The organism is Ruegeria sp. K11 (assembly GCF_056531905.1).
On record NZ_JBQFMP010000008.1, the window covers coordinates 88,874 to 114,015 of the forward strand.

General features: G+C 59.7%; 23 protein-coding genes. 8 read left to right on the forward strand and 15 right to left on the reverse strand.

Annotated features, from left to right (window positions below):
* Window positions 1–3: 3 nt before the first annotated feature.
* The 5 genes from ACR0K4_RS14020 to ACR0K4_RS14040 form a co-directional block, all read right to left on the reverse strand.
* Complete coding sequence (locus ACR0K4_RS14020) at window positions 4–1,305, reverse strand: NAD(P)/FAD-dependent oxidoreductase (RefSeq protein WP_480854470.1); 1,302 nt, start codon at window positions 1,303–1,305, stop codon at window positions 4–6.
* The gene (locus tag ACR0K4_RS14025) at window positions 1,302–2,120 is read right to left on the reverse strand and encodes an ABC transporter permease (protein ID WP_480854471.1); all 819 of its coding nucleotides are present in this window, start codon (window positions 2,118–2,120) and stop codon (window positions 1,302–1,304) included. Before ACR0K4_RS14025 ends, ACR0K4_RS14020 begins: the two co-directional genes overlap by 4 nt.
* Entirely contained in the window at window positions 2,117–3,007 is an 891-nt protein-coding gene (locus ACR0K4_RS14030; RefSeq protein ID WP_480854472.1) for an ABC transporter permease subunit, read from the reverse strand. Before ACR0K4_RS14030 ends, ACR0K4_RS14025 begins: the two co-directional genes overlap by 4 nt.
* On the reverse strand, window positions 3,007–4,134 hold the full coding sequence (locus ACR0K4_RS14035) for an ABC transporter ATP-binding protein (protein ID WP_480854473.1): 1,128 nt from the start codon (window positions 4,132–4,134) through the stop codon (window positions 3,007–3,009). Before ACR0K4_RS14035 ends, ACR0K4_RS14030 begins: the two co-directional genes overlap by 1 nt.
* 69 nt (window positions 4,135–4,203) lie before the next feature.
* Window positions 4,204–5,289 (reverse strand): polyamine ABC transporter substrate-binding protein, encoded by a 1,086-nt coding sequence (locus ACR0K4_RS14040; RefSeq protein ID WP_480854474.1) that lies wholly within the window; start codon window positions 5,287–5,289, stop codon window positions 4,204–4,206.
* A gap of 140 nt (window positions 5,290–5,429) precedes the next feature.
* Between ACR0K4_RS14040 and ACR0K4_RS14045 the strand changes: the two genes are divergently transcribed.
* Entirely contained in the window at window positions 5,430–6,113 is a 684-nt protein-coding gene (locus tag ACR0K4_RS14045; protein WP_480854475.1) for a GntR family transcriptional regulator, read from the forward strand.
* Window positions 6,114–6,188: 75 nt separating this feature from the next.
* Window positions 6,189–7,586: an aspartate aminotransferase family protein gene (locus ACR0K4_RS14050; protein WP_480854476.1), complete on the forward strand. Its 1,398-nt coding sequence runs from the start codon at window positions 6,189–6,191 to the stop codon at window positions 7,584–7,586.
* A gap of 77 nt (window positions 7,587–7,663) precedes the next feature.
* Here ACR0K4_RS14050 and ACR0K4_RS14055 read toward each other — a convergent pair whose 3' ends face one another.
* Window positions 7,664–8,974: a lytic murein transglycosylase gene (locus tag ACR0K4_RS14055; protein ID WP_480854477.1), complete on the reverse strand. Its 1,311-nt coding sequence runs from the start codon at window positions 8,972–8,974 to the stop codon at window positions 7,664–7,666.
* Window positions 8,975–9,038: 64 nt separating this feature from the next.
* Window positions 9,039–9,752 (reverse strand): helix-turn-helix transcriptional regulator, encoded by a 714-nt coding sequence (locus tag ACR0K4_RS14060; RefSeq protein WP_480519456.1) that lies wholly within the window; start codon window positions 9,750–9,752, stop codon window positions 9,039–9,041.
* Between the two features lie 82 nt (window positions 9,753–9,834).
* Between ACR0K4_RS14060 and ACR0K4_RS14065 the strand changes: the two genes are divergently transcribed.
* Both ACR0K4_RS14065 and ACR0K4_RS14070 read left to right on the forward strand, forming a co-directional pair.
* Window positions 9,835–10,530 (forward strand): glutathione S-transferase family protein, encoded by a 696-nt coding sequence (locus ACR0K4_RS14065; protein ID WP_480854478.1) that lies wholly within the window; start codon window positions 9,835–9,837, stop codon window positions 10,528–10,530.
* Window positions 10,527–10,913, forward strand: a complete 387-nt coding sequence (locus ACR0K4_RS14070; protein ID WP_480854479.1) for a DUF1801 domain-containing protein — start codon at window positions 10,527–10,529, stop codon at window positions 10,911–10,913. Before ACR0K4_RS14065 ends, ACR0K4_RS14070 begins: the two co-directional genes overlap by 4 nt.
* On the opposite strand, the gene rnr is transcribed toward ACR0K4_RS14070, so the two are convergent.
* From rnr to dapE, 3 genes are read right to left on the reverse strand one after another with little or no spacing between them, the layout of a single operon-like run.
* On the reverse strand, window positions 10,904–13,162 hold the full coding sequence (gene rnr / locus ACR0K4_RS14075; protein ID WP_480854480.1) for a ribonuclease R: 2,259 nt from the start codon (window positions 13,160–13,162) through the stop codon (window positions 10,904–10,906). The two genes, ACR0K4_RS14070 and rnr, sit on opposite strands and share 10 nt — an antisense overlap.
* Before the next feature lie 45 nt (window positions 13,163–13,207).
* Complete coding sequence (locus ACR0K4_RS14080) at window positions 13,208–13,783, reverse strand: TIGR04282 family arsenosugar biosynthesis glycosyltransferase (protein WP_480519448.1); 576 nt, start codon at window positions 13,781–13,783, stop codon at window positions 13,208–13,210.
* Between the two features lie 3 nt (window positions 13,784–13,786).
* Complete coding sequence (gene dapE / locus ACR0K4_RS14085) at window positions 13,787–14,926, reverse strand: succinyl-diaminopimelate desuccinylase (protein ID WP_480854481.1); 1,140 nt, start codon at window positions 14,924–14,926, stop codon at window positions 13,787–13,789.
* A gap of 208 nt (window positions 14,927–15,134) precedes the next feature.
* On the opposite strand from dapE, the gene ACR0K4_RS14090 reads away from it, so the two are divergent.
* A complete protein-coding gene (locus tag ACR0K4_RS14090) occupies window positions 15,135–16,193 on the forward strand; it encodes a transporter substrate-binding domain-containing protein (protein WP_480519444.1) in 1,059 nt (352 codons plus the stop codon).
* On the opposite strand, the gene ACR0K4_RS14095 is transcribed toward ACR0K4_RS14090, so the two are convergent.
* A complete protein-coding gene (locus tag ACR0K4_RS14095) occupies window positions 16,190–16,534 on the reverse strand; it encodes a hypothetical protein (RefSeq protein ID WP_480519657.1) in 345 nt (114 codons plus the stop codon). The genes ACR0K4_RS14090 and ACR0K4_RS14095 overlap by 4 nt on opposite strands.
* Window positions 16,535–16,587: 53 nt before the next feature.
* Window positions 16,588–19,713, reverse strand: a complete 3,126-nt coding sequence (locus ACR0K4_RS14100) for an ATP-binding protein (protein ID WP_480854482.1) — start codon at window positions 19,711–19,713, stop codon at window positions 16,588–16,590.
* A gap of 492 nt (window positions 19,714–20,205) precedes the next feature.
* Between ACR0K4_RS14100 and ACR0K4_RS14105 the strand changes: the two genes are divergently transcribed.
* Complete coding sequence (locus ACR0K4_RS14105; RefSeq protein ID WP_480854483.1) at window positions 20,206–20,727, forward strand: hypothetical protein; 522 nt, start codon at window positions 20,206–20,208, stop codon at window positions 20,725–20,727.
* A gap of 136 nt (window positions 20,728–20,863) precedes the next feature.
* Here the strand turns inward: ACR0K4_RS14105 and dapD are convergent, their stop codons facing one another.
* Together dapD and ACR0K4_RS14115 are read right to left on the reverse strand one after the other, a co-directional pair.
* Window positions 20,864–21,691, reverse strand: a complete 828-nt coding sequence (dapD, locus tag ACR0K4_RS14110) for a 2,3,4,5-tetrahydropyridine-2,6-dicarboxylate N-succinyltransferase (protein ID WP_480854484.1) — start codon at window positions 21,689–21,691, stop codon at window positions 20,864–20,866.
* Window positions 21,692–21,798: 107 nt separating this feature from the next.
* Window positions 21,799–22,710: a threonine/serine dehydratase gene (locus ACR0K4_RS14115; RefSeq protein ID WP_480519436.1), complete on the reverse strand. Its 912-nt coding sequence runs from the start codon at window positions 22,708–22,710 to the stop codon at window positions 21,799–21,801.
* Window positions 22,711–22,789: 79 nt separating this feature from the next.
* Between ACR0K4_RS14115 and ACR0K4_RS14120 the strand changes: the two genes are divergently transcribed.
* Complete coding sequence (locus ACR0K4_RS14120) at window positions 22,790–23,632, forward strand: LOG family protein (RefSeq protein WP_480519434.1); 843 nt, start codon at window positions 22,790–22,792, stop codon at window positions 23,630–23,632.
* 3 nt (window positions 23,633–23,635) lie between these two features.
* The gene (locus ACR0K4_RS14125; protein ID WP_480854485.1) at window positions 23,636–24,733 is read left to right on the forward strand and encodes a cystathionine gamma-lyase; all 1,098 of its coding nucleotides are present in this window, start codon (window positions 23,636–23,638) and stop codon (window positions 24,731–24,733) included.
* Here ACR0K4_RS14125 and ACR0K4_RS14130 read toward each other — a convergent pair.
* Window positions 24,728–25,117 carry a hypothetical protein gene (locus ACR0K4_RS14130; RefSeq protein ID WP_480519430.1) on the reverse strand — a complete coding sequence of 130 codons (390 nt, stop codon included), beginning with the start codon at window positions 25,115–25,117 and terminating at the stop codon, window positions 24,728–24,730. The genes ACR0K4_RS14125 and ACR0K4_RS14130 overlap by 6 nt on opposite strands.
* Window positions 25,118–25,142 lie beyond the last annotated feature (25 nt).

Here is a 25,142-nt window from a genome sequence, read left to right on the forward strand (position 1 = left end):
CCACTACAAGTCTGCAAGACCCATCACGGCATATGCCGGCGGCATCACCACCCGTCGCCAGCGACCAAGCGGAAACCGGCGCGGCGGCGCCGCTATTGGTTCAGGCAGGTTTGCCGGTTGACCCAACGCAAGCTGCGCCAACGCCCGCCCGCAATAGGTTCCCATCGCCACGCCATTGCCGTGATAGGCAAATCCGGCAAACAGTCCGGCATGGCCGGGAACAGGTCCGGCAAAAGGCACAAGATTGCGCGACATGCACACCATGCCCGACCAGATATGCGTGACCTCGATCCCGACCCAATCCGGGAACATTCGGTGAAAGTCCCGCAACACTTTTCGACGAATACCCGCTTCGGCGCGGGGTGACGAGATCAGCCCGCCGCGCATCCCGAACAAGAATCGCCCGTCCGGCATCAGCCGAAAGTAATGCAACAGGTTGCGCGTATCATAGGCCATTTGATCCGAGGTCCATCCCTGCGCCTGCTGTTCCGCATCCGAGATCGGGCGTGTCACCAAAACCGTGGATTGTGCAGGCATATAGCGACCCGCGATCCATGACGGGATATCCTCGCTGGAATATCCGTTTGTGCAGACCAGAACCTGATCGGCCCGGATCTGCCCTTTTGGGGTGGACAGACAGAACCCGGCTGCGGTTTCGCTCAGCGACAAGACCGGGCTGTGCTGATAGAGCTCGACCCCCTTCTCAAAGGCAGTCGCCGCCAACCCGAACAGGTATTTGCGCGGGTTGAGCCCAAACCCGACGGGGTTGGTATAGCCGCCATGAAACCCTCGACCCAGACCAAGACCCGCCAGTTGCTCTTTTTCATGCAGCGTGCCGGACACGGCTGCGGTGCGCCGCAATTTTTCCATCGCCCGTGGTGAATGCGCAAGTTGCGTCTCGCCTGCCGAATGTGTGTCCGCCTCGATGCCATGGCGTTCCAGAACATCGGCAACCAAAGAAACCGCGTCGCTCTCGGCGCGCGCATAGTCTTTTGCGACAGCCTCGCCGTAGCTGCGCGCCAAAGACGTTTCGCTTCGTTTTGCACCGCCAAGGCAACAAAACCCGCCGTTGCGGCCAGACGCCCCCCAACCGGGGCTTTCCGCCTCAAGTACCGCAACCGAAGCGCCATTTTCCGCCAGCGTCAGCGCCGCGGACAGCCCGGTAAACCCACCGCCGATGACGGCCACATCCACAGTGCGGTCTTGGTCCAGCGCGGGCCAGTCCGGGGCCGCGACAGTTTCATCCCACCAACAATTGAAACGTGGTGCCGGGCCATAAGTATAGTCTGGAAAAATCCGCCTCATTCGGTGCGGGCCGCAGCCAACTCATCCTGTTTTTGTTTGACCATAGCGCGTTTGGTCACAAGCGATGCAGTGATCACCCCGACAGTCACAACAGCGATCATGAGCGTCGACAGCGCGTTGATCTCGGGGCTGACCCCAAGACGCACGGCCGAGAAAATCTTGATCGGCAAGGTTGTAGCCGAAGGGCCCGAGGTAAAGGAAGCGATCACCAGATCGTCCAGCGACAGAGTAAACGCCAGCAACCAGCCCGAGATCACCGCCGGCGCGATGATCGGCAGGGTCACCAGGCGGAAGGCCTGCGCGGGTGAGCATCCAAGGTCCAGCGCCGCCTCTTCCAGGGATTGGTCGAACGTGACCAGACGCGAGGAAACAACGACCGAGACGAAACACATTGAAAATGTAGTATGGGCCAGCACGATTGTCAGGATACCCCGATCCAGCCCGATGCCGATAAAGAGCAGCAGCAGAGACAAGCCGGTAATCACTTCGGGCATGACCAAGGGCGCATAGATCATGCCGGAAAACAGCGTGCGGCCAAAGAATCGCCCGCCACGCACCAGCACATAAGCGGCGGCGGTGCCCAGAATGGTGGCCAATGTCGATGAAAATACAGCCACCCGGATCGTGACCCATGCGGCGTCCAGAAACGCCTCGTTCTGCAGCAACTCGCCGTACCATTTGGTCGAGAACCCCGCCCAGACCGTCACCAGCTTGCTTTCGTTGAAGCTGAAGATGATAAGGATGATCATAGGTATATAGAGGAACGCAAAACCCAGCGTCAGTGAAACAGCGTTGAACCAGCTGAGCCTGTTCATTGTCCCGCCTCCGTCTGCTTTTGCTGGTTACGCTGGAACAACACGATCGGAACCACTAGGATCAGCAGAAGAACCACAGCCACGGCACTGGCCACCGGCCAATCACGGTTCGAGAAGAACTCCTCCCACAGAACCTTGCCGATCATCAGCGTGCCCGATCCACCCAAGAGCGAAGGGATCACGAACTCGCCAATCACGGGGATCATTACCAGAAAGCAACCCGCTATGATGCCCGGACGGGACAGAGGGATCGTGACCAGCCAGAACGCCTGACTGCGGGAACAGCCCAGATCTTCGGCAGCTTCGATCAGGGATTCGTCCATTCGTTCCAACGCCGAATAGATCGGCAGGACCATGAAGGGCAAATAGGTGTAAACGATGCCGATATAGACCGCCGTCTGTGTATTCAGAATGGTCAGCGGGGACGAGATGATGCCCGTCCACAGCAGAATCTGATTCAGGTAACCTTCGTTCGACAGGATGCCCATCCATGCGTAAACGCGGATCAGGAACGAAGTCCAGAAGGGCAGGATCACCAGCATCATCAGCGTGGGTCGCCATTCGATCGGCGCACGGGCCATGCCATAGGCCATGGGATAGCCAACCAGCAATGTCAGAAAGGTGGAAATCACTGCAATTTTGACGCTGGACAGGTAAGCTTTCCAATACAGGTCATCTTCGGTCAGCCAGATGAAATTCTCCAGGTCCAGCTGACTGAAGAACTCTTTGATCCCGGACCAACCCTGCGAGAGATCCAGTGTCGGCGTATAGGGCGGAATCGCCAATTCGATATCCGAGAGCGAAATCTTCAGGACAATGAAGAACGGCACCAGAAACAGCGCCAGCAGCCAGACATAGGGAATGGCGATCAGGAGCGCGCGACGCATCAGTTTGCCAGCAAGACTGCAGCCGTCGCTGTCCAGGACAGCCAGACCGGGTCTTCCCAGGTGAAGGATCGGCGCGAGATGCGGCGGGTGTTGGCTGTCTGCGCCTTTATGATCGTGCCGTTGGGCAATTCGACGTGATAGGTCGACAGGTTGCCCAGATAGGCGATGTCATGCACCTTGCCCTGCACCGCGTTGATGGCATCCGTCGGACGATCCGCCGAGATGGTCACCTTTTCGGGTCGGATGGCAAGATGGCACGCCTGACCTTGCGAGAACCCATTGCTCGAGGTTGCCGTCAGCGGAGCCTGCCCTTCCGCCCACTCGATCTGATAGGCGTCTTCGCCATTCGGCGTCGCCCGGCCTTCGATGATATTCACATCTCCGATGAAATCGGCCACGTAGACGGAACTTGGGTTTTCATAAATCCGGTCCGGTGTCGCCACCTGCATCAATTTACCCTGATCCATAACGGCCACGCGGCTGGCAACGGTCATCGCCTCTTCCTGATCATGAGTAACGATGACAAAGGTCGTGCCGGTTTTTTCCTGAATATCCATCAGTTCAAACTGCGTGTCCTGCCGCAGCTTCTTGTCCAGCGCGCCCAGCGGCTCATCCAGCAGCAACAGCTTCGGCGCCTTTGCCAATGATCGGGCCAGCGCCACCCGCTGACGCTGACCGCCCGAAATCTGGTGCGGTTTGCGGCGGGCGAATTGCTCGAGCCGGGTCAGGCGCAGCATCTCTTCGACCCGGTTCTCAAGGTCTTGCTTGGGCATATTATCGCGCCGCAGACCAAAGGCGATATTGTCCCAGATGCTGAGATGGGGGAACAGAGCGTAGGACTGGAACATCATGTTGACCGCCCGCTTGTTCGGCGGGATCGGGTCAATATCCTGCCCACCCAAAAGGATATGGCCATCGGTCGGTGTTTCAAACCCGGCCAGCATCCGCATCATGGTGGTCTTGCCGCAGCCTGACGGCCCGAGCAGCGCAAAAAATTCTTTTTCAAAGATGTCCAGAGACAGATTATCGATCGCCGTGAACCCACCAAATCGCTTGGTGACGTTCTGAAACTGGATCAAGGGTTTCGCCTGTGGGTCATCCCACGGCGCAAAGACGTCTGAGTTCACAACGGCCCCCGTTTGGCGATCTGAGAAATGAGGCAAGGCGGTCGCACCGCCTTGCCGGAAGAAACCGGGTCAGGTGCCCGATTTGATCTTGGTCCAAAGGCGCGTCACGACACGCTGCGTCTTCGCCGGGTAGGGCGTGGTGATATAGAGATTCTGCATCGTGGCATCATCCGGGTAGATCGCCGGATCACCAATCACGTCTTCTTCCAGGAACTCTTGCGAGGCGGCGTTGCCATTGGCGTAATAGACATAGTTCGATGCGGCGGCCATGTTGTTGGCGTCCAGTATGAAGTTCAGGAACTTATGCGCCCCTTCCGGGTTCGGCGCATCCGCCGGAATTGCCATCTGATCAAACCACATCAGCGAGCCTTCGGCAAACGGGTGGTATTCAATCTCGACCCCGTTATCTGCCTCGGCCGCACGGTCACGGGCCTGAAGAATATCACCTGACCAGCCCACGGCCACGCAGATGTCTCCGTTGGCCAGCGCGTTGATATACTCCGAGCTGTGGAATTTCTGGATATAGGGGCGCACGCTGGTCAGCACTTCTTCGACCTTGCCAATCACCTTGGCATCATGGCTGTCCGGGTCTTCGCCCAAATATTGCAGCGTCATCGGAATCATTTCCGCAGGCGCATCCAGGAAATGAACGCCACAACCGGCCAGCTTTTCCATGTTCTCCGGCTTCAGCACCAGGTCCATACTGTTGAGCGCAACATCATCGCCCAGCGCTTCGCGCACCTTACCGACATTCACGCCGATCCCGGTGGTGCCCCACATGTAGTTGATCGAATAGGCGTTGTCTGGATCATACCCGGCGGTGCGTTCCTGAATGACATCCCACAGATTGCCCGAATTCGGCAGCTTGGCTGCGTCAAGCTGCTGAAACGCGCCCGCCTGAATCTGACGCTGCAGGAACGTGCCCGTTGGCACGACCACGTCATACCCCGATCCACCGGCCAGCATCTTGGTCTCCAGAACCTCGTTGCTGTCGAACACGTCATAGATCAGCGTCAGGCCCGTCTCTTCCTCGAATTTCTCCAACAGTCCTTCGTCAATATAGTCGGACCAGTTATAGACGCGCACTTCTTCGGCAAAAGCTGCCGAAGTCCCCAATGCGACGACCGCTGTCAGTGTCAGCGTTTTGAGTTTCATTTTAGACTCCCTGCAAGTGTGCGGGTATTTTCCCGTTTTTTTTGATTTGATCAAGTTTTGCGTTTTCCCCCGAACGCGGATATGGTTTCACGAGGTCAGGCACCTGACAAGTAAACATCACCGGAAACGGGACAAACCAATTGGATTTGATCAAAAATAAGGCGCTCGGGACATCAACGGGTGCACAAAAGCAGCCCGCGCATGAACAGGTCTACCAAACTCTCAGATCTCAGATCCTGTACGGGGATCTGGTGCCCGGACAGCCCGTCACGATCCAGGGGCTGACCGATTCGCTTGGCGTTGGAATGACCCCCGTCCGCGAAGCGATTCGCCGACTGATTTCAGATGGAGCGTTGGTTTTTCAGGGCAATCGTCGCGTCAGCGTTCCCCTACTGTCCAGCAGCGATGTCGAGCAGATGATCTTCGCAAGAGTTGCAATAGAATCAGAGCTTTCCAGCCGTTCGACCGCCAATGTGACCGCGTCGGACATAGATCATCTGGAACAGATAGATCAGCGGCTGGACCGCACGATCACAGATGGCGATGTCAGCGGATATCTGCACATGAACCACAGGTTTCACGAAACACTGTATGCCCATGCAAACGCCCCGATCCTCAACGATCTGACAGCGCGTCTGTGGCTCAGATTCGGACCATCGCTGCGAGTAGTCTGCGGCCGGTTCGGCACCCGGAATCTGCCGGATCGACACAAAGAAATCATCGAGGCGCTGCGCGCAGGGGATGCCGGGAAGGTTGCCAAAGCGACTGCGCAGGACATCCAGCAAGGTATGGATTTGATGGCCGACGGTTTGAAGACAGGCTAGGCGGTGTCGATTCGATTGACAGCAAATAATTTGATCATATTGTGACCTCCAACCGCTTTCGCAGGAGAAGTGCCGATGTCGACCATCACCAACCATATGCCCACGGCCGAGCTGCAGGCCCTGGATGCCGCCCACCACATGCACCCTTTCTCTGCCAACGGATCGCTCGGCAAAGAGGGCGTGCGGGTCATCACCCGGGCCAAAGGGGTGTATCTGACCGATAGCGAAGGCGAGGAAATTCTGGATGCCATGGCGGGCCTGTGGTGTGTTAACATCGGTTATGGCCGCGAAGAACTGGCCGAGGCCGCATCCCGCCAGATGCGTGAACTGCCCTATTACAACACATTCTTCAAAACCACACACGTGCCGGCGATCGCCCTGTCCAGGAAGCTTGCCCAACTGGCCCCGGGCGATCTGAATCATGTCTTCTTCGCCGGTGGCGGGTCAGAAGCAAATGACACCAACATTCGTTTGGTGCGCACGTATTGGGCCGAAAAAGGCAAACCCGACAAGAACATCATTATCAGCCGCCGCAACGCGTATCATGGCTCCTCCGTGGGCTCGGCATCTCTGGGTGGCATGGCCGGAATGCATGCCCAGGGCGGCATTCCCATCCCCAACATTCACCATATCAACCAGCCGAACTGGTGGGCTGAAGGTGGGGATATGTCGCCCGAGGAATTCGGCCTGGCGCGCGCGCGCGAACTGGAGGAAGCCATACTAAAGCTGGGCGAGAACCGCGTCGCGGCCTTCATTGCCGAACCGGTGCAGGGCGCAGGCGGTGTAATCGTAGCCCCTGATACTTACTGGCCGGAAATCCAGCGCATCTGCGACACCTACGAAATCCTGCTGATCGCGGATGAGGTGATCTGCGGCTTCGGCCGCACAGGCAACTGGTTCGGCTCCGAAACCCTCGGTATTCGTCCTCAGATCATGACCATCGCCAAGGGCCTCAGTTCGGGCTATGCCCCAATTGGCGGATCCATCGTCAATGACGAGATCGCCGGGGTGATTGGTGAAACCGAGTTCAACCACGGCTACACCTATTCCGGCCACCCGGTCGCAGCGGCTGTCGCATTGGAAAACCTGCGCATTCTGGAAGAAGAAAAGATCGTTGATCACGTTCGCGACACCGCCGCACCCTATCTGAAAGAAAAATGGGAAGCCCTGACCGATCATCCGCTGGTGGGCGAGGCCAGTATCGTGGGTATGATGGCATCCATTGCCCTCACACCGGACAAGGCCAACCGGGCCAAATTTGCCTCCGAACCCGGCACAATCGGTTACATCTGCCGCGACCACTGCTTTACCAATAACCTGATCATGCGCCATGTGGACGACCGGATGATCATCGCGCCGCCACTCATCATGAGCCCGTCAGAGATCGACGAAATGTTTATCCGCATCCATAAATCACTGGACGAAGCACATGCGGACATTATCCAAAAGGGGCTGATGAAAGCAGCAAATTGAACCGCCCCGACTTCATCTGGCCAAAAATATCCCGGGGGAGTCGCGGCTTGCCGCGGCGGGGGCAGAGCCCCCCCGCTCTACCTTAGCCGCTCAAGCAGCCGCAGGGACGGATATCCATCCGGCAACAATCCTTGCGCCAGTTGATAAGCCCGCACCGCATCTGTCGTATTGGGCCCCGTGCGTCCATCGATACCCTGGGTGTCAAACCCGGCTTGAGTCAGTAAGGTTTGCAGTTCCTTCTTCTCGGTAAAGCTCAACACCCGGTCGCCACGAGGCCAACTGGCCTGAAAACGGTCACCGCCTGCAAGACGATCAGAAAGATGACCGATCCCGATGACATAGGCATCAGCCCCGTTATATGCCTCGATCACCCGGAAATTCTCAAAGATCATCAGCGCCACGCCCTGCCCGCCCGCAGGCAACAGAATGGCCGCCTGACCGTGATCCGGAACCGGTTGGCCATCGCGCGAAACAACCCCGAGGGCGGCCCAGTCTGACGGCATCCGGGTTTGATCCCGTCTGGCCATGGCGTAATCAAACCCATCTGGCAACCGCACTTCAACACCCCAGGGTTGACCTTTGACCCACCCATGCCGCGCCAGGTAAGACGCGGCCGAGGCCAGCGCGTCTGTCGGATCTTCCGACCAGATATCGCGACGCCCGTCGCGGTCGAAATCCACCGCATGTTCGAGATACGAGGTCGGCATGAACTGGGTATGCCCCATGGCTCCTGCCCAACTGCCCACCATCTGCGCAGATGTAACATCTCCAGCCTGAATGATCTCCAACGCCGCGATCAGCTGACGTTCAAAGAACTGCGCGCGCCGTGCGTCGAAAGCCAGCGTCGCCAGCGAGCGAATTGTCTGATCCCCTCCACGGAAAGACCCATAAGAAGTTTCAAGGCCCCAGATCGCCGTCACCACCTTTTTTTCAACGCCATAATGCGCCTCGATCCGGTTGAGCGTGGCCTGATACCGCTCCAGCCCCGCGCGCCCGTTGGCAATGCGCCGGTCAGAAACGGCGGCATCCAGATAATCCCAGATCGGCTTGGAGAATTCCGCCTGATTACGGTCGCGCTTGATGACATCTGAATCATAACGCAGCCCGGCCAGCGCCTGGTCCAGCGTCTCCGCATTAATGCCCTGCTGCGCGGCGCGATCCCGAAAAGCCCCAAGCCATGCCTGAAACCGTGCGTTTCCTTCTGTTGACACCCGGACCTCCCTAGATGCGGGCCGCAGGACAGGTCGGATTGAAACCGTCACATCTGCCGAGGCCATCTGATATTGGCCGCCCTGCGCAAAGGTTCCGTCTTTCGATTGAATTGGGCCCGCCTGCACTATGGATGCCCATAATGCAGCGGTCATGACGCCGCTTATGCATTTATGCATTCCGTTTTTTCCTGATTACTGCTCAGGCAGGATGATAGCGCAAAAGCGGAAATTCTCAAAACGCTCAGGTTGGCTTTGGGCGCGCTTCCGCTTCCCGTTCGGCCCGGATTTGCGCCAGCGCGTCGCGCAGCATCGCAACGCGGTTGGGCCGAAAGCTGTCTTCGGTCATGTTCATATCCTGCATGCGGTCCAGCCGGAACACCCGAAAATCCTGCCGCAGATGGCACCAGCTGATCAGAACGCTGGCACGATCCATGTAAACGATGCTCAGCGGATTGACCTTTCTGCGGGTGGCCGCGCCTTTGGCATCGGTATAGGCAAACTCGACCGCACGCTCATCCCACGCCGCCTGCCGCAGGTCGGCGACCTTGATTGTGGGCATTGCGGGCCGGTCGAACCGAGTCGCGGTCAGCACCGCATGGCTCAGCCGGTGCGACTGGCGCGGCGGCAACCGTCCCTGCAGCTTGCGCAGGGCCGCGCTGGCCGCGTCCGACAGCGCTGGATCGCCGATCAGCTGCACTTCACGCAGGCCCAGAACCAACGCTTCCAGTTCATCATTGGTGAAGCCAAGCGGCGGCAGTGTGGCGTCTTCGATCAGGGTAAAGCCAAACCCCGCCTCGCCGTCGATCACGGCACCGAGGCCGCGCAGCGCGTCGATATCCCGATGGATCGTGCGCGGCGATACACCCAGATCCTGCGCCAGTTGAACCGACGTTCGGGGCGACGGTCCAGAGCGCAGCGATTGCATCAGTTGGAACAGGCGGGCGGTGCGGGACATGATGGAAGCTACCCTAAACCTGATGACGGTTTCTGTCATCAGGCCACCCTATCCTCATGTCATCTCAATGACGGAGCCCCCAATGCTGACCCTACTCACCTTCCCCTCAGCCTTTGGCCAGTTCAGTGCCAGCCCCTTCTGCGTAAAGACCGCACTGATGCTGCAAAGCGCAGGGCAGCGCTGGCAGCGGTCAGACATGCTGGACCCCCGAAAAATGCCGCATCAGAAGCTGCCGGTCCTGCGCACGCCCGAACGTCTGGTCCCCGACAGCGACCTGATCCGCGAGTGGCTGGAGGCGCAGGGGGCCGATTTCGATACCGGTTTGAACGACGTACAGAAGGCCCATTCCCGCGCGCTGATCCGTCTGGCCGAGGAACATCTGTATTTTCACATCGTGCAGGACCGTTGGGCCAATGATGAGATCTGGCCGATCCTGCAGGATACGTTCTTCACCACGATCCCGGCACTGATCCGCAAACCTGTGGCCAATTCGATCCGCAAATCGGTGCTCAAAGGGCTGTCATTTCAGGGCGTGTCGCGGTTTTCGCCGGCCGAACGGCAGGACAGGCTGGAACGCGATCTCGAAGCGATTTCAGCCTATCTGTGGCAATCCCCCTATTTGGTGGGCGACGCCCCGACCTCGGCTGACATGAGCGTCGGTCCCATGCTGGCGGCAATGCGCGCGACGCCTGCGAATACTCCGCTGACCCGCCGGATCAAACAGGATAAGCTGCTGAACAGCTACGTGACCCGGATGGAGCAGGCGATCCCGCTATGACGCCCTTTGACGACCCCGAAGTGGCCGCCGCGTATGATGCGCTGTCGGAGAACACCCGCGCAGGGGCCTTGGCCTTGCGCGCGCTGATCTTCGACACTGCGGCGGCCCTGCCCCGCGCCCAGCCATTGCAAGAGGCGTTGCGCTGGGGCCAGCCTGCCTATCTTGCACCCAAAGGGTCCACGATCCGGCTAGGTGGTCATAAGGCAGCTGAATTTGCCCTGTTCGTGCATTGCCAGAGCCGTTTGATGGGCGAGTTCACCTCGGCCTTTCCCGGCGAGGATCGGATCGACGGCAACCGGGCGGTGTTGTTTGACGACCCCGCGCAGGTCAACGCCACGCGTCACGGCTGGTTGATTGCGCGGGCGCTGACCTATCACCTCTGACGGCGTTTGCGTTCGATCTTACGCTTGATCTTGTCCTTCTTGCGCTTGCTGCTGACCGCCTTGCGCCTTGCGCCGCGTTTGGCCGGTCCGCGACCGCGCGGCAGGGCCTGATCGTCGATCGACAGCAATTCCAGCTCCAGCCCCCCGGTAACCGGTGTCGCCGCAGTCAGCCGCACGGTGACGCGCTGGCCGATGGCGATGACCAGGCCGGTATCCGAGCCCATCAGCGTCCCGGCCTCGCGGTCGAAATGGAAGAACTCACGCCCGAGGGAGCGCACGGGCACCAGCCCATCTGCCCCGGTTTCATCCATTTTCACAAAGGCCCCAAAACGGGCAATGCCGCTGATCCGGCCCGAGAACTCATTGCCCACCCGCTCGCTCAGATAGGCGGCCAGATAGCGATCTGTCGTATCCCGTTCCGCCATCATAGATCGACGTTCGGTGTCCGAAATATGCGTGGCCGTTTCCTCCAGCCACCCGATTTCGTCCTCGATCAGCCCGTCCTTGCCCCAGCCATGCGCCGAAATCAGCGCCCGGTGCACGATCAGATCGGCATACCGGCGAATGGGCGAGGTAAAATGCGCATAGTTCCGCAGCGCCAGCCCGAAATGGCCGAAATTCTCGGGATTGTAATAGGCCTGCGCCATCGACCGAAGTGTCGTCAGGTTGATCAGCTCCGCATCCTCGGTCCCCGCAGCAGCGTTCAGAAGTGCGTTCAGATGGCGGGTTTGCAGCACCTGCCCCTTGGCCAGGTTCAACCCTGCGGCCTGAGCCGTTTCCCGCAGGCTCTCCAGCTTTTCGGGCGCGGGTTCTTCGTGGACGCGGAACAGCAGCGGGCGGCGCTTGGCGATCAGGGTTTCGGCAGCAGCGACATTAGCGAGGATCATGAATTCCTCGATCAGCTTATGTGCGTCCAGCCGGTCGCGAAACGCCACGCTGGTTACTTCACCCGTGTCGCTGAGCACGATCTGACGCTCGGGCAGGTCCAGTTCCAGCGGCTGCCGCTCGGCTCGCGCCTTTTTCAGCGCGGCATAAGCGGCATAGAGTGGCCTCAGCACCGTCTCCAACAGCGGCCCAGTGCGGTCATTTGGGGTGCCATCGATGGCCTCCTGCACCTCAGCATAGTGCAGTGATGCAGCCGAGCGCATCAACCCGCGCACAAAGCGATGACCGATCTTGTTGCCCTCGCCGTCGATCTGCATCCGAACGGCGATACAGGCGCGCGGGACGCCCTCGTGTAGTGAACACAGATCGCCCGACAGGCGATTCGGCAGCATCGGCACCACGCGGTCGGGGAAATAGCTGGAATTGCCGCGTTTGCGCGCCTCGCGGTCCAGCGCTGTGCCGGGCTGCACATAGGCGGCGACATCGGCAATGGCGACCCAGATTACATGGCCGCCCGGGTTCTTAGGGTCATCGTCCGCATGGGCATAGCAGGCGTCATCATGATCCCGCGCATCCGAAGGATCGATGGTCAGCAAAGGCATGTCCCGCAGGTCTTCACGCCCTTTCAGACCAACGGGTTTGGCCTTATCGGCCTCATCGATCACCTTGTCGGGAAAGTCGTCGGGAATACCATGATGATGGATCGCGATCAGTGACACCGCCTTGGGGGCGGTCGGATCGCCCAGCCGTTCGACAATGCGCGCGCGGGGCAGGCCCATGCGGTTTTTGGGCCCGGCCTGTTCGGCCTCGACCAGTTCGCCATCCTTGGCACCCAGCAGGGCCCCCTCGGGCACCAGCCATTCGTTTTGGCCGGCCTTGTCGATGGGCACGATGCGCCCACCCTCGGCCCCTTTGCGGAAGATGCCGACGATCTTGCGCGGGTTGGTCCCGATGCGGCGGATCAGGCGCGCCTCGTAATTGTGGTCTTCCTCATGCACCACGGTCAGACGCGCCAGAATTCGGTCACCCTCACCCAGCGCCGGGTCGCTGGCGCGGGTTATCAGCAGCACGATGGGCTCGACCCCCTCGCCATGCCATTCCAGCGGGCGGGCAAACAGGTCGCCATCCGCGTTCGGGGCCTTCACTTGCAACACACTGACCGGAGGCAACCTGTCCGGGTCGCCATAGCTGCGCTTGCGCTTTTCCAGGTGGCCGTCGGCCTCCAATTCACGCAGAATGCGCTTCAGGTCAATCCGCGCCGCACCCTTGATCCCAAAGGCTTTGGCGATATCGCGTTTCGAGGTCAGGGTGGGGTTCGCCGAGATCCAGTCGAGGACCTCCTGCTTGGTGGGGATGCGAGTCATGATTTCGGCGTATCACGGGCGCGCGACGGCGTCATGACCAAAATTTCAACGCCTCAGATCGGCCACCGTATCCACATCGCGCAGATGCCCCAGCAGCGCGACGCGAAGACCCGGAACCGAGGCCAGCGTGTCCGCCAGCGCATGTTCCGTCGACCAGCGGGCATTGCGGAACAGACCGCGCGGCAGGGCCGCATAACGCTGCGCCCCGACCAGCCAATAGCCCCCATCGGGTGCGGGCCCGAATACCATCTGCGCCTGGCCCAGCGCGGCGAAGGCCTGCGCGATATGGGCGCGTGAAATCCCGGGAATATCGGCCCCGATCAAGCAAACCGGCCCTTTCGGCATGCCCCGCAACATCCGCCCCATGCGATCACCCAGATCACCCGGTCCTTGCGCCGCGCGCGGCAGGTCCGCAGGCCAGATACGGCTGCGCAACCCTTCGCGATCCGGCGACACCGCCAGCACGATCTGCCAGCGCGGATCGCGCAGCTTGCGGATCAGTGACCAGGTCTGATGCCGGAACCACCAAGCCGCCCCAACCATGCCGATATCGCGCCCCAACCGCGTCTTGACCCGGCCCGGGCGAGGCTCTTTCACCATGATCACCAGAGTGCGCTGCATCGGTCAGGCAAAATATTCCGTCAGAATACGGGAATAGATCGCCTTGAGCTGTTCAATCTGCGCAACCTCGACGCATTCATCGACCTGATGCATGGTTTTGCCCACCAGACCGAATTCAACGACCGGGCAATGCGCCTTGATGAACCGCGCGTCGGACGTGCCCCCGGTCGTGGACAGTTCGGGCTGCACGCCGGTTTCGAATTCCACCGCCGTTGCCACCAGATCGGACAGCGGTCCGGGTGGGGTCAGAAAGCTTTCGCCCGAAATCTTGATGCGGATATCGACCGCGACACCGAACTCCTGCGCCACCTTCCCGGCCTCGTCTTTTAACCACGCGCTGAGGCTTGCCCCGGAATGCAGGTCATTGAACCGGATATTCACCGTGCCCGCACATTGCGCCGGGATCACGTTGGTCGCCGGGTTGCCGGTGTCGATGGTCACAACCGCCAATGTCGAGGCATCAAAATGGTCCGAGCCCTGATCCAGTTCATGGCTGGCCAGCCGATCCATCAGCCGCGCCATCGCGGGTAAAGGGTTCTTCGCCCGATGCGGATAAGCCGAATGCCCCTGCACACCTGTGACAGTAAACCAGGCCGACATCGACCCGCGCCGCCCGATCTTGATCATCTCACCCATGTGGTTCGGGCAGGTGGGCTCACCCACCAGACAGACCGACATACGTTCATTCGCCGCATCCATGTGATCCATCAAGGCGATGGTGCCGTCCAGCGCGTCGCCTTCCTCATCCCCCGTGATGGCCAGAATGATGGCCCCGTCCGGAGGTGTGCTGTTCACGAAATCGATGGCCGCAGTGGCAAAAGCAGCAACACCCGATTTCATGTCGGTTGTCCCGCGCCCATACATCACCCCGTCGTGAATTTCCGCGCCAAAGGGGGCCGTTGTCCACGCCGCTTCATCCCCGACCGGCACCACGTCCGTGTGGCCATTGAACCCAAAGCTGCGGGCATGACCTTTCTCACCCCATCGGGCAAAAAGGTTGCTGACACCGCCCCGATCAACCCTGGTACAGTCGAATCCGGCGTCAGACAGAATTCCGTCAAGCAGAACCAAGGCCCCGCCCTCGTCAGGTGTGACCGAAGGGCAACGGATCAGGTCCGCCGTCAACTTTACCGGGTCTGTCATATGTGGCCCTTTCCCGTATCCTACACGCAGGTTCGCGCACAGATTCAACGAATTGGCCAGTTTGCCAACCCCTGCGCGACGTTTTCTGAAAAGGATTTGGCAGATCGTATCGGATTGATACGCCAATAAAACATTTCAGATGACCCGGCGATTACCTTGTGACCCGTCTCAAAATCGCGCTACAGGGCCGCGAAACAGGTTTTAGACAATGACTCGCGCCCTTTTCACATGGATTTGCCTGACAGTCGCTGCGCTTGCTCAGCAAAGCGTGGCGCAAACACTGACGGTCACCACAGTCACCCGCCCCCCGTTTTCCTATGTCGAAGACGACGTACAAACCGGGTTTTCGATGGATTTACTGGCCGCGCTGGCCGAGTCGCTGAACTGGACATACGACACCAATCGGGTGGACGCCTTTGGCGACATGCTGCTGGCAGTTCAGGACGGGACGGCTGATCTGGCGATTGCCAACATCTCAATCACCGCAACCCGTGAAACCGTGATGGATTTCAGTCAGCCGATCTTTGAAGCGGGGCTGCAGATCATGGTTCCGTCCGACGCTGCCCGGCGCCCGTCGCTGTTACAGGCCCTTTTGTCGCGCGAGTTGTTCATCGCCATTGGTCTGGCCTTTGCCATCCTGCTGGGCGGCGGCATGCTGATGTGGAGCTTTGAGCGCCGCGCGCAGCCCTATTTTGACCGCAAGCTCAACGAAGCATGGTTCCCCTCGTTCTGGTGGGCCCTGAATCTTGTGGTCAACGGCGGTTTTGAAGAGCGCATGCCGCGAACCCCATTCGGGCGCTTGCTGGGCGTGGTCCTCGTGGTCTCATCCCTGTTCATCGTGTCAGTGTTTACCGCCCGCATCACCTCGGTCATGACGGTGGACGCGATCACCGGCAACGTGAATTCGGTGAACGATCTTTACGGTAAGCAGGTCGGCACCATTTCCGGGTCGACAGCGGCTAGTTTCCTAAACCGGCGGGAAATTGAGTTCCAGGGATATGGCGATCTCGACAGTATGATCGCCGCGTTTGAGGGCGACCAACTCGACGCGATCGTCTTTGACGCCCCGATCCTGTCCTATTACGCCTCGCACGAGGGACGCCGGATCGCTTCGGTAACCGGCGGCGTGTTTCTGAGAGAGAATTACGGCATCGCGTTTCCGACCGGTTCCCCGCTGGTCGAGGATGTCAATCAGGCCCTGCTGGCCTTGCGCGAAGACGGAACCTATGACGAGATTTACCGCAAGTGGTTCGGAGCGCGGAACTAAGCCTCGGCTTCGTCGCCGAAAAACGGCGTCATCTGCGCAACAATCACCGCGTTCTCGTCCAGCGCGCGTTGCATGAGCGCCCGCTCTTCTTCCGCAATGTCATGACCCTGTGCCTCGCGCTCGGCCAAAGTGCCATAGCCCGTTACGTCCAGTGGCGCAGTGTCAGCCTGTTTCAGAATGGCCACCGTTTCACGCACGGCCTCGGCCTCATCCACACCGCTGGCAAAACACATCAACGCCGCGCCGGTTGCCTTGTCGGGCAGACCGTCTCCCTCCTTTCGGCCAATCTGAACCAATAGAGTATAAACTTGCTGGCGTGAGGGTTTCTTTTGCTTTTCCATATGCGCGGCCATAGCGATGTGAATCAGGGCGGTCAAGCGTCGCCGCGACAGGGTCAGGCCAGATCCGAGAGCGCCTTGTCAATTCTGACCAGCATCGGTGAATCGCCTGCTGTCAGTACCACGCGACGCGCGCGCGACAGATATTGCTGTGCCTGTTGCTGTCTCTTTTTCGCTTTGCACAACAAACCCATAATCATGTCACAGCGGGCAATGTAATGACCGGACGGGTCAAATTGCGGATTCTGTCGCACCCGTTCGATCATCGAAATCAGCTGCTTCTCTCCCGAAACAAGAATGCGCAGGACTGAGCGCAAGTTTCTCAGCAAAACCCGGAAAGACCCGCCCCCTTCACCGGTCAGAATGGCCAGATACAGCTCGCACAGATACAACCGCCCCCAATCAGCAGCCACCTGCGATCCATCCAGATCGCGCTGGCGGATTACGGTCTCGATCTGCTTCACTCCTTCGGAAATCCGCCCGTCCATTGCCAGCGCCACACCCAGCATGGTTTCCGGGCCCACGGTAAACAACGCCCAGCCCTGCGCCTGACAGGCATTGATGTGACGTTGCACAGATTGCAAAGCGCCTGGCTTGGCCAATGGCACAAGTGCGCCCACATGTGCGGCGTCGGCAATGGCGCGCTCAAATTCCACATGCGAGGCGGCACGCGCCGCTTCGGCTTGGGCCAAGGCCAGCGCGTGATCATCCGTAACCATAGCAATCAGCGCTTTCATCGCCATCCCATAACCCAGAGAACGGGGGTCGCCCCGGCTGGTGCCGTCGGCGATCATCTGCTCGGCGGCCTCATTTGCGCCGGAAACCCGGCCCCGGGTCAGCTCGTTCCAACCAACGGTCGCAAGATAGAAGTTCTGGATGTATGCATCGTCCAGATGTATCAGCACCTGCTGGATGTCCCGCTTGGCGCGTTCAAACTCAGCATTCGGTATTGGATCAAAATAGATCGACACCGACAGCGCATTGACCATCGCATATGCTTTGGACACCGGATCGCCAAGCCGTTCAGCCATACTGCTCAGTTTTTGCTGGACGCTATGCGCTTCGCGGTATTTTCCGTTGCAAACCAGACATGAGACGTGGTGATGCAAAAACAGGGCGTGCTTGGTATGATCCCCGATCTTGTCCAGCGCAGTTTGCAGGCTTTCTGCCATGTCAATCAGCTGAACCACCCGCATCGAGATATTCGAGCACAGCCCGAAATTGGCAGCAAGCTCAACGAATTGTGCCGATGTCGCACAGCTGGGGTCGGCCTTATACAGAGTCAATGCCGCAAGAAGGTGACGGTTGGCTTCGTCCAGCGAAAACACCCCCAGCGATTTCGCTCCGGCCATGGCGCTATATGTGAAGGCCTTGGCTGCCTGATCGGTCTGGCCATAATGAAACGCAAGAGTTTCGGCTGCTTCATGCAAGCGGTTGGCATTGCGCCGTTCCAGTGTTTGCGCGATCTCCAGGTGCAATGCAACGCGCTGCCGGCTGACAAGGCTGTCATAGACACAGTCGCGCAGAAGGACATGTTTGAACATGTAGTCTGACGAATTCGCCTCGCGGTAGATGATGTCCTTTTCCTGCAATCGTTGCAGTGCTCGTCCGACATCTTCGAACTGGTCCAGGACATGGGCCAGCAAACCGGGATCGAACCGGCGACCGATGACCGAGGCGGCCTGCAACAACGCGCGATCGCCCTGTCCCAAAACCCGCACCCGAGAGGCCAGCAATCCTTGCATACTGGGCGGAACAAGGCTTGTGCTGGCGTCTGGGTCATAGCTGGCGGCACCGCCATCTACGCGCAAAGCCCCCTGATCCATCAGGTAGGTCAGGATTTCTTCGCCAAATAACGGATTGCCGCCCGCATGATTGACCAACATGGTGGTCAACTCATCGGGCACTGTGTCGATGCCCAGACGTGTCTGCGCCATATAGGCGACGTCATCCGCCGCCAACGGTTTCAGCGCAATGGTACGGACTGCCGAATTAGGTGCCCACCGCGGATCGTATTCCGGACGCCGGGTCTGGATCATCAGGAAATTTGAATACCCTTCGCCTTCGACCAGATCACGCAGCAAAACTTCCGAGGCGCTGTCTATCCAATGCGCATCCTCGATGATCAGAATCACTGGCCCGACTCCACACAACGCCTGCAGGAGTTTCGGCAGCAGGCTTCGGGTCCGCAGGCCGATCAAAACGCCATCCAGACCGTCCAGCGATCCTTGCGGCGGTGCAAGCCCCAGAACATTCATCATCAGCCCCAGATTTTCATCCGAAACCAGACCCGCGCCGGTCAGGCCCGATGTGAGCTTTCGTTGAATCTCGGGGGGATCTGCCTTGTCCCGAATCTGAAACGCCGCGCGAATGATCTCAAGGATCGGCAGATAGGGCGATTGCTGACCATCGGCAAAACAATGCCCGGTCAGAACTCTGGTCCCTTCGGGTTTGAGCCTGTTCAGGAACTCATGCACCAGACGTGTTTTGCCCAGTCCCGGCTCGGCCACGAGATCGACCACTGAAATCGAGTCGTTCGATTGCTGCAGGGCCTCGGACATGATCCTCAGATCCGGAATGCGTCCAACATAGGTACTTAGACCTTGCGCCAGTGAGGAATGAAATCGGGTAACACCGCTTTGAACCGCCTGCAATTCCCAAAGCTTGTGTGGTTTGGTCAACCCTTTGAGGTGGTGTTCCCCGTCGAATTTCACCTCGGACACCCATTCCACCAACCGCCGGGTCGTGTCGCAAATCAGGGTGCCGCCAGCGGGCGCGAGGCTTTCGACACGCGCGGCCAGATTGACCGTATTACCCACGGCGGTCGCCGGTGCGCCGTCGCCCTGAACCGCTGCTACCAGGACGTTGCCTGAACTGACTCCGATCCGCATCTTTGGCCGCAGGCCAAATCGGGCCTGAAGATCGTCGGACGCGGTATCCATCGCCGCATGAATTGAAATCGCGGCACGACAGGCCCTTAAAGCCGGGTCTTCCAATGCATCGGGAATGCCAAACAGCGCCATAATACTGTCGCCGGCAAAATCCCGCGCTGTGCCGCCATGTTCTTCGACCGATTTGGTCAAAAGCTCATAAACAATCCGCAAAAAGTCGAGCGTCTTTTCTTCACCCAGTTCGGACACAATCGCGGTGTAGTCTTCCATATCCGCAAACAGAACTGACACCTGACGTCGTTCACCGAAGTCAGTTGGGTAACTGTCCGATATGTTTAGTGCATCCCCCATTCTTAATACTAGGTTTACCCCACCTGTCCCGTTCCCGCCACCACCAGAAATATCCGCTTAACGAAGTCGTGTTCTAAATCCGATGGGCGCAATGGTCTTTTTGCTGGAAAATCAGGCTTAACTGAGGCGCAAACTATAAGAATGCACGGTATCACGGTACGGCATAGGCCTGCCTTCAGCTTCGCTTTTACGGTCGCCGAATCTGCGCGATCCGCGAAACTCTCAGAAAAACACTTGTTTGCTCGAATAGATTGTGCGGACCTCGAATCGATTCCCATAGGTTGAGATTGAGCCTGTTTCTGCCCATCCGACTTGCAGATACACGCAAGTATTGGCCCATCAGGCGACTCTACACCGGGTCATTATGAGGTCGACGACCCAATTCATAGAATTTCGGCACTGCAGTAAATTTTTTTTGAAAAGGGGAATTAAATGAGCGTGTTATCCAAGCTTTTGACCACCACAGCCAGCATTTTTACTCTGGCATTAACTCCAATTGCCATCACAACCTTCATGGCAGACCCTGCGTTTGCTCAAGAAGAAGGCGGCGGAAACGAAGGTGGCGGTGAGACCGGTGGAAACGAAGGCGGCGGCGAGACCGGCGGAAACGAAGGCGGCGGTGAGACCGGCGGAAACGAAGGCGGCGAGACCGGCGGAAACGAAGGCGGTGGTGAGACCGGCGGAAACGAAGGCGGTGAGACCGGCGGAAACGAAGGCGGCGGCGAGACCGGCGGAAACGAAGGCGGTGAGACCGGCGGAAACGAAGGCGGCGAGACCGGTGGAAACGAAGGCGGCGAGACCGGTGGAAACGAAGGCGGCGAAACCGGCGGAAACGAAGGCGGCGAGACCGGCGGAAACGAAGGCGGTGAGACCGGTGAGAACGAAAACCGCGAAACCTACAACAACGATGAAGAGCACGGCGAAACCCCGGCTTTCATCTATAAGACCAAATAACAAGAACACCTGCTTCAGGGACCAAATAGGGACCCAGTTTTGTTAACGCGTTAAAATTTGTAGCTATGAGAGTAACAAACGAGGAAAGGCCGGGGCGCTACTTCCCCGGCCTTTTCACGGAAAACACTCCGTGAGATCAGTCGCGCAGCAACTCGTTGATCCCGGTCTTGGACCGGGTTTTCTCGTCCACCCGCTTTACGATCACCGCGCAATAGAGGCTGATGTTGTTCTTAGACGGCATTGAGCCTGCGACAACCACCGAATAGGGCGGGACCTCGCCATAGGTGACCTCGCCGGTTTCGCGATCGACGATCTTGGTGGATTTGCCGATGAACACGCCCATGCCCAGAACCGAGCCTTCGCGGACGATGCAGCCCTCGACTACCTCGGACCGGGCCCCGATAAAGCAGTTGTCTTCGATGATGGTGGGGCCTGCCTGCATCGGCTCCAGCACGCCGCCGATGCCGACGCCGCCGGACAGGTGCACGTTCTTGCCGATTTGCGCGCAGGATCCGACGGTGGCCCAGGTGTCAACCATTGTGCCCTCGTCCACATAGGCCCCGAGGTTCACGAAGGAGGGCATCAACACCACGCCGGGCGCGATAAAGGCCGATTTGCGGACAACGCAGTTCGGGACAGCGCGGAAGCCGGCGGCTTTCCACTGATTTTCACCCCAACCGGCGAACTTGCTATCCACCTTGTCCCACCAGCCACCGGCCTGAGGCCCGCCATTCTGGATTTCCATGTCCTTGATCCGGAACCCCAGCAGAACCGCTTTCTTGGCCCACTGGTTCACATGCCAGTCGCCGCTGTCCAGCTTCTCGGCCACCCGCAGCACGCCGCTGTCCAAGGCGTTTAACGTATCCTCGATTGCCTCGCGGGTTTCGCCTGAGGTCGCGGGGGTGATGGTGTCGCGCGCTTCCCACGCGGCTTCGATGGCGGCTTCCAGTTGCGCGTTCGACATTTTGGGGCTCCCTGTAGAATCTGTTCACGTTGGTCTTGCGTATAAGCGTGCGCAGAACTGGCCGCAATGCGACGCAGAACGCACGGTTTGCGGCTGTTGAGCGTGTCTTACGGGCCCAGCGGGTCCGGAGAGATATTGCCGCCGCAGATCAGCACCGCCACACGCTCATCCGGTTCGGGCTGATATGCGCCCGACAACAGCGCGGCCAATGCTGCCGCACCGGCTGGTTCAACCAGAATACGATGCGCCTGCCACAGGCGTTTCTGCGCCTCGGCAATGGCGGCGTCTGGCACCAGAACCGATGTCATGCCCTGCGCCAGATCGAAACAGATCGACCCGATCCGCCGCGCGCCCAGCGCATTGGCGGCGATGCCGGAAACCGAAACATCCACCGGTTCCCCGGCCTGCAAAGCCGCGTTCAAAGCGCAGGAGGTTTCGGGCTCGACCGCCACAACGTTGCGCGCGCCCTGAAACCACGCCAGCGCCCCGGCGATCAACCCGCCGCCGCCCACGGCGACCAGAACAGTGTCGGCTTGCAGGCCCTGCGCCTCCCATTCGGCAAAGCAGGTGCCCTGCCCGGCCACCGTTGCGGGCGCGTCATAGGCGTGGATTTGCATCGCGCCGGTTACAGCCTCATGTTCTTGCGCCTGCGTCAGCGCATTGGCGTATTCGCCCGGCACCACGCTGAGGTCCGCGCCGATCCGTTCGATCAGGGCTATCTTGGACGGCCCCGCCAGTTCGGGAACGAATATCTTGGCCGGATAGCCCAGCGCATGCGCCGCATAAGCCGCCGCTGCGCCGTGGTTGCCCCCGGATGCGGCCACGACACCCGCGTCCGGCACATCCGAGCTCAGCAGCGTGTTGAACGCTCCGCGCGCCTTGAAGCTGCCGGTGTGCTGCATATGCTCCAGCTTCATCTCAACCGGATAACCCAGCATCCGGCTTTCCATCACCGGCGTGACCTGCGCAAAGCCCGCAATCCGGTCCCGCGCGGCTGAAATCTGATTTTTCCAATCCATTCTTGTCTTTCCGTGACTGGCACTCTGCCCGCGAACCCTATAGCTGTTTCAGAGACACGCAAGCAGGGATCGATCACCGATGAGAGAAGACCGCCACAGCCCGTTTCGCGACGCGCAGACCGACCGCTCGACCGCGAGCGAGGTCCCGGACACGCCGCAGACACGGTCCCCGGCTCACCGGCTTGCCTTTGCTGACGACGAATTCCTGTGCAGGGATGAGCTGCGCCCGGTGCGCCTGCAGCTTGAACTGCTCAAGCCCGAGATGATCATGTCCGAACGTCAGATCACCTCGACCATCGTCATGTTCGGCGGCGCGCGTATCCCGGAACCGGCGCAAAAGCACACCGCGCGGACGCAAACACTGGCTGATCTGTCAGAATATTACGACGAGGCGCGGGAATTTGCCCGGCTGATGACGCTGAAATCCAATGAGACCGGCGGGCGGGAAAACGTCATCATCACCGGCGGCGGCCCCGGCGTGATGGAGGCCGGAAACCGTGGCGCGCAAGAGGCGGGCGGGGCCTCGATCGGGCTGAGCATCGTGCTGCCGCATGAACAGGCACCGAACCTGTTCGTGACGCCTGAGCTCAGCTTCAATTTTCACTATTTTGCCATTCGCAAAATGCATTTCCTGATGCGTGCGCGTGCCATCACCATCTTCCCCGGCGGCTTTGGTACGATGGATGAGCTGTTCGAGTCCCTCACCCTGATTCAAACCGGTCGGATGGACCGCGTACCCTTCCTTCTGTTCGGGCGTGAGTTTTGGGAAAAGGTCATAAACTGGGACGCTCTGGCCGATGCGGGCACGATCTCGGACGAGGATCTGGACCTGTTTCGCTTTGTCGACACGGCGCAAGAGGCGGTCGATCTGATCGACAACTGGGAACCTGCCCCGCCCCGCGACGCGATTCCGGGGCGCTGAGCGATGGCCCCCAAGATCGGAGAAATGTTGCACCTGCGCGGGAATGCCTTGGACAAGGGCGAACCCGTGGCGCTGCCGCTGACGCAAAGCAGCATGTACCACCTGCCGGGCGCGCCGGACGGGCACGCCACTTATGGCCGGGTCGACAACCCCACCTGGGTGCAACTGGAACATGTCCTGTCGCATCTGGAGAACGCGCCCTGTCTCAGCTTTCCATCCGGGATGGGGGCGATTTCAGCCGCGCTGTTCGCAACGGTGCAGGCCGGGTCGCGCGTGTTGATCCCCTCGGATGGCTACTATGTCACCCGCCTTCTGGCGGACAAGTTCCTGTCGCGCTTGGGTGTAGAGATCACAGAACGCCCGACCACCGCGTTCTCGGACGGCGGGTTTGATGGGTTCGATGTGGTGTATGCTGAGAGCCCCTCGAACCCCGGTCTGGACATGATCGACCTAAGGGCTGTCGCGGATCAGGTACGGGCCGCCGGTGGCGTGACGATTGCGGACAACACCACCATGACGCCGCTGGGGCAGCGCCCGCTTGATCTGGGGATCGACGTAGTGGTGTCCTCGGACACCAAGGCGATGGGCGGGCATTCGGATATGCTGATGGGCCATGTCGCCAGCCGCGACCCGCAGATCATGGAACGGGTCGAGGAATGGCGGAAGGTCTCAGGCGCGATCCCTGGCCCGCATGAGGCGTGGTTGCTGCATCGCGGGTTGGAGACGCTGGACGTGCGGTTCGACCGCATGTGCGCCTCGGCGCAAGTGCTGGCGGAACGGTTGGCGGCACATCCCGCTGTGCGTCTGGTGCGCTATCCCGGCTTGCCCGGTGACCCAGCGCACGCATTGGCCAAGGCACAAACCGCGCGGTTCGGGTTCCTGCTGTCCCTGACACTGGACAGCGAAGACAAGGCCGAGGCTTTCATCAACACCTGCCCCCTGTTGCGCCCCGCCACGTCCTTTGGCGGCGTTCACAGCTCCGCCGAACGCCGCGCCCGATGGGGCGACGCCGTGGACCCTGCCTTTGTCCGTCTGTCGGTTGGCTGTGAGCCGGTGGAAGAGCTTTGGCAGGCCATTGAGGCCAGCCTGAACGCCCTATGACTTCTTCTTGGGGTCCCGCAATTCGGTGAACACGTAGATCGGCAGCACAACGCTGGCGACCAGCGCACCCAGCCAGACCAGCAAGGTCGCCGCCAGCAGGTTGGCGACCCCACCCACGGTCAGCCCCGAGGCGACCAGATCGGTTACCAGCAAGCCCACAAAGGTCACGATCAATGCGATCCCGCCTTTGATCGCGGGTGCTTTCTTTTCCCCGATCTTCAGAATCAGCGGTTCGGCCACCACCTGCACGACCGTAAAGATGACCACTACCACGATGAAGGATATCGGCTTGATCGCAAACCCGGATAGCAACAGCACGGCCAACAACAACCCGATGGCATTCCCGGCCAGCAAGGCCAGAGCGGACTTTATTCTGCGTGACATTCCGGCGATCTCCGTCAAATAACAG

Coding starts and splice junctions, on each gene's coding strand:
- ACR0K4_RS14020 (WP_480854470.1), bottom strand. CDS start 1,305: ATGAGGCGGATTTTTCCAGACTATACTTATGGCCCGGCACCACGTTTC.
- ACR0K4_RS14025 (WP_480854471.1), bottom strand. CDS start 2,120: ATGAACAGGCTCAGCTGGTTCAACGCTGTTTCACTGACGCTGGGTTTT.
- ACR0K4_RS14030 (WP_480854472.1), bottom strand. CDS start 3,007: ATGCGTCGCGCGCTCCTGATCGCCATTCCCTATGTCTGGCTGCTGGCG.
- ACR0K4_RS14040 (WP_480854474.1), bottom strand. CDS start 5,289: ATGAAACTCAAAACGCTGACACTGACAGCGGTCGTCGCATTGGGGACT.
- ACR0K4_RS14050 (WP_480854476.1), top strand. CDS start 6,189: ATGTCGACCATCACCAACCATATGCCCACGGCCGAGCTGCAGGCCCTG.
- ACR0K4_RS14055 (WP_480854477.1), bottom strand. CDS start 8,974: ATGCATAAATGCATAAGCGGCGTCATGACCGCTGCATTATGGGCATCC.
- ACR0K4_RS14060 (WP_480519456.1), bottom strand. CDS start 9,752: ATGTCCCGCACCGCCCGCCTGTTCCAACTGATGCAATCGCTGCGCTCT.
- ACR0K4_RS14065 (WP_480854478.1), top strand. CDS start 9,835: ATGCTGACCCTACTCACCTTCCCCTCAGCCTTTGGCCAGTTCAGTGCC.
- ACR0K4_RS14070 (WP_480854479.1), top strand. CDS start 10,527: ATGACGCCCTTTGACGACCCCGAAGTGGCCGCCGCGTATGATGCGCTG.
- rnr (WP_480854480.1), bottom strand. CDS start 13,162: ATGACTCGCATCCCCACCAAGCAGGAGGTCCTCGACTGGATCTCGGCG.
- ACR0K4_RS14080 (WP_480519448.1), bottom strand. CDS start 13,783: ATGCAGCGCACTCTGGTGATCATGGTGAAAGAGCCTCGCCCGGGCCGG.
- dapE (WP_480854481.1), bottom strand. CDS start 14,926: ATGACAGACCCGGTAAAGTTGACGGCGGACCTGATCCGTTGCCCTTCG.
- ACR0K4_RS14090 (WP_480519444.1), top strand. CDS start 15,135: ATGACTCGCGCCCTTTTCACATGGATTTGCCTGACAGTCGCTGCGCTT.
- ACR0K4_RS14095 (WP_480519657.1), bottom strand. CDS start 16,534: ATGGAAAAGCAAAAGAAACCCTCACGCCAGCAAGTTTATACTCTATTG.
- ACR0K4_RS14105 (WP_480854483.1), top strand. CDS start 20,206: ATGAGCGTGTTATCCAAGCTTTTGACCACCACAGCCAGCATTTTTACT.
- dapD (WP_480854484.1), bottom strand. CDS start 21,691: ATGTCGAACGCGCAACTGGAAGCCGCCATCGAAGCCGCGTGGGAAGCG.
- ACR0K4_RS14115 (WP_480519436.1), bottom strand. CDS start 22,710: ATGGATTGGAAAAATCAGATTTCAGCCGCGCGGGACCGGATTGCGGGC.
- ACR0K4_RS14120 (WP_480519434.1), top strand. CDS start 22,790: ATGAGAGAAGACCGCCACAGCCCGTTTCGCGACGCGCAGACCGACCGC.
- ACR0K4_RS14125 (WP_480854485.1), top strand. CDS start 23,636: ATGGCCCCCAAGATCGGAGAAATGTTGCACCTGCGCGGGAATGCCTTG.
- ACR0K4_RS14130 (WP_480519430.1), bottom strand. CDS start 25,117: ATGTCACGCAGAATAAAGTCCGCTCTGGCCTTGCTGGCCGGGAATGCC.